We start from the raw sequence: 3,817 nt of genomic DNA, 5'->3' as shown, positions 1-3,817 counted from the left end.
GCCTACATCCTGCGGCAGCTTGATCACGCCTTGGCCGTTTTCGTCCAGGATCACAGCTTCGCCAACGGGCTTGCCGTCCTTGTCCTGCAATTGCACGGTCGAACCCGGCTTGCCGGTCACTGGCAGCTCGCCTTTTTCAGCGTCGATTACACCCGGCACCGGCTTGAGCAGTGGAACTTCAACGGTCGCCGCTGGCGACTCCTTGCCATCGTCCTTGGCCACGATACCGACCGACTCACCGCCCACCTCTTGTGGCAGCTTGATGATGCCTTGGCCGTTTTCGTCCAGGATCACAGCTTCACCGACTGGCTTGCCGTCCTTGTCCTGCAATTGCACGGTCGAACCGGGCTTGCCGGTGACCAACAGCTCGCCTTTATCCAGATCGATCGAACCGGCACTCGGCTTCGACAGTGGCAAGGCCAACGCAGGCGAAGGGGCAGATTCCACACCATCAAGCTTCTGCGTTGCTGTAATGCTCTGATTGCTGGCGGCGGCCGGTATCTGAATCTGCGCAAGACCATCACTGCCAATCACCTGCGTAGCGACAGGTTGACCGTTCTGGCCTTTGATCTCGACCACGGCACCCGGCCGCCCCTCGACTGTCAACGTGCCGCTCTGGGCGTCGAACTTCAGTACGGGGGCTGCCAGCGCGGTCGCTCCGGCAGTAGAAGGACCGTGGGAATGTCCACCTCCACCGTCACCACTCTTCACCAGCGCCACCACACCGGCGAGTCCCAATGCCCCAACCAACCACAGGTAGGTGTGGTCATCAGTCTCGTCTTTGAGCACTTCATTGTCAGCGGTGCTGATTTCATCGAAAGTGAACACTGACGTGTCTTTTACATAGCTGGCCTGCCAGAACTTTCCATTTTCTTCCAGCACCAGTTCATTAGGTGGGCCACCCGCTAAAATGACAAAGAAGTTCTTTAGAACAATCGTCTCCCCTGACTTCAGCGCGATGACCAAGTCATGTCCGGACTGTTTGCAAGACTGAATATCTGAAGGCGCCACCCCGATCTTAACAATGCTGGGCACCGTTATATTCACGGGCAGACCCTCTGCCTGCTCTACGGCCTCGCCAGAACCAACACCTAACAAACTAATCTTAGCCATATATAATCACACCCCACCATAAAATTTTATTTTATGGATTATGAATATTTGCGGCACTGCAACAGGTGCTCGCGAATGCGGCACCTCAGGACCACGCTGAAAAACCAGTTAGCCTATTAGCTATTATTTATAGTGGAGAGACAAATCCTACATGTATGTAGGCAAATTCCCAGCGACTTCAGGGGCACGCCATGATGCGCCGCGAGCGACACGCTACTCGACGCTTCTTCTCCCCAGCCAGCCGAGGTGAAACCAATTAAATCCTGCCAACGAGTGCCTCTGCGCCCACGCCTTCAGGCAGCGCTGGGAATATTCCTACATATAAATCAGAACAAATCTGATTACATGTCGAAAAATTCGAGTGCTGACCGTACAGCTCAATAGTTTGGTTATACCTGCCCAGCAACGCCTTTCACCAAACGGGATCGCTTGCGACCGTCCCCCCCGAAAGCAGGACTGTCTCTTTCAACTTGAAGCGCCCAGCTGCCATTAGACATATGATTTTAAAATCAATTAACTTTGAGGTTGGCTCACGCCAAGCGACATGAATAAAATATATTCTGTGATTTGGAACATCTCTAAGCGTTGCTGGGTAGTTGCCTCGGAACTCGCGAGAAATAACGGCAAAGCTACATCCTCCAAAAGTGCAAGCAATCGCGCCGAGCTCATAAAAAAAACCAGGCATCCAGCACTGTCGCAGCTTCATGTAGCTTTGAGGCAACTTAGCGGTCGTAAATTCCTAACGCATATGGTCGCCCCCTTGATTTTAACTTTGGCAGCGGCGCCTGCTGCATTAGCCAACAACGCACTTTTCGTCAACGACGGCAACGATAACGGCTGTAGTGGTGCTACAGACAATGACGGATACACCGGATCGAGCAGTAATTCATCAGCAAACTGCTCACCATCAGACAGTGCAACTCAAACCAATCGTTCATTATTTTACAATCCGAACGGTGTAACGGGTGCTGGAGCTACATCTCTTACACTCGGCAATCAACTACTTGTAAATGGTGGTTCCACTACTGGGTTGATGCCCATAGTGCCGGCCGCGGCACACATCAATACGCTCGATATGCGCGGTACGAAAGTGCTGCAATTGGGTAGCGGGATAGTAGGGGCTACGTCCCTGGATGCGGTGAACGGAACTGAGCTTTACAACACAGCCAACTCAGCCGCCAATGCAATAGGCGGCGGCGCTCAGGTCAGCGGTGTAGCCGGACTGATTACCCTGCCAAGCTTCACCACCACTATCCTGAGTACTACAGGTGCAGTGACCGGCACCAATATCAACACCAATGTTGGCAGCGCCCTGTCCAACCTCAATACCAGTCTCGTCAACACCGCCGCTGTGGCCGTCAAATATGACAATGCAGGCACCAAAGCCCAGGTGACGCTCAACCCCGGTGGTAGCGTTACGGTGCTGAATAATGTTGCCGTCGGCGCCTTGAACGCTACCAGCACAAACGCCATCAATGGCAGCCAGTTGTTCAGCACCAATACGACCGTCAATAATCTCAACAATCAGCTCACCAGCGTGACAAACACTGCTGCAGCTGGCATCAAATATGACAATGTCGCTACCAAAGACAAGGTCACCTTCAACAATGGTGGGGCCTCAACAGCATTGACCAACGTTGCCGTCGGCGCCTTGAACGCTACCAGTACCGATGCGGTCAATGGCAGCCAACTGTTCACCACCAATACTACCGTCAACAATCTGAACAACCAGCTCACCAGCGTAGCGAACGCCGCAGCTGTTGGCATCAAATACGACGATGCAGAGACAAAAGCCAAGGTCACCTTCAACAGCGGTGGGGCCCCGACTGCATTGGCCAACGTTGCAGTTGGCGCCTTGAACGCTAACAGCACCGATGCGGTCAATGGCAGCCAACTGTTCGCCACCAATAACTCGGTCACCGACCTGGGCACTCAGCTCAGCGACCTCGCAACCAGCGCCGGCGCCCAGGAAGGGAACATCGCCAATGCATTGGGTGGTGGCGCTGCGCAGGATCCAACAACTGGTGTCTGGAAGGCTCCGACCTTCACCACTGCCACCATTGATAGCAATGGCGCCAAAACCGGTACCCTCGACAGCAACAATGTTGGTGATGCCTTGACTAACCTCAGCGACAGCCTGGTCAACACCGCTGCCGTCGGCGTCAAATATGACGATGCCGGTACCAAAGCCAAAGTCACCTTCAACCCCGGCAGTACCGCCACACTGTTGAGCAATGTGGCTGCCGGCACCTTGGATGCCACCAGCACCGATGCCATCAATGGCAGCCAACTGTTCGCCACCAATAACTCGGTCACCGACCTGGGCACTCAGCTCAGCGACCTCGCAACCAGCGCCGGCGCCCAGAACGGGAACATCGCCAATGCATTGGGTGGTGGCGCTGCGCAGGATCCATCGACGGGTATCTGGAAGGCTCCGACCTTCACCACTGCGACCATCGATGGCAATGGTGCCCTGACCGGTACTCTCGACAGCAACAACGTCGGCGATGCTTTGACTAACCTCAGCGACAGCCTGCTCAACACCGCTGCCGTCGGCGTCAAATATGACGATGCCGGTACCAAAGCCAAGGTCACCTTCAACTCCGGCAGTACCGCCACACTGTTGAGCAATGTGGCGGCTGGCACCTTGGATGCCACCAGCACCGATGCCATCAATGGCAGCCAACTGTTCGCCACCAATAAC

2 protein-coding genes and 1 pseudogene are annotated in these 3,817 nt (G+C 54.7%); 2 read left to right on the top strand and 1 reads right to left on the bottom strand.

Going from position 1 to position 3,817, the window contains the following annotated elements; genetic code table 11:
- A partial coding sequence (locus GIW04_RS28840; RefSeq protein ID WP_236479463.1) for a BapA/Bap/LapF family prefix-like domain-containing protein occupies positions 1 to 1,113 on the bottom strand: 1,113 nt, incomplete at its 3' end.
- A gap of 544 nt (positions 1,114 to 1,657) precedes the next feature.
- Here GIW04_RS28840 and GIW04_RS31640 point away from each other — a divergent pair.
- Positions 1,658 to 1,759 (top strand): annotated as a pseudogene (locus tag GIW04_RS31640) (ESPR domain-containing protein); the annotation flags it as partial.
- A gap of 114 nt (positions 1,760 to 1,873) precedes the next feature.
- Positions 1,874 to 3,817: beta strand repeat-containing protein (locus GIW04_RS28835; protein ID WP_442962821.1), on the top strand; the 1,944-nt coding region annotated here is incomplete at its 3' end.

This window comes from Pseudomonas sp. PA-4-8C (assembly GCF_021606625.1).
In the GTDB taxonomy this organism is placed as follows: Bacteria; Pseudomonadota; Gammaproteobacteria; order Pseudomonadales; family Pseudomonadaceae; genus Aquipseudomonas; species Aquipseudomonas lactis.
The sequence above is the reverse complement of the archived record's forward strand: the minus strand, read 5'-3'. Positions and strand labels throughout refer to the sequence as shown.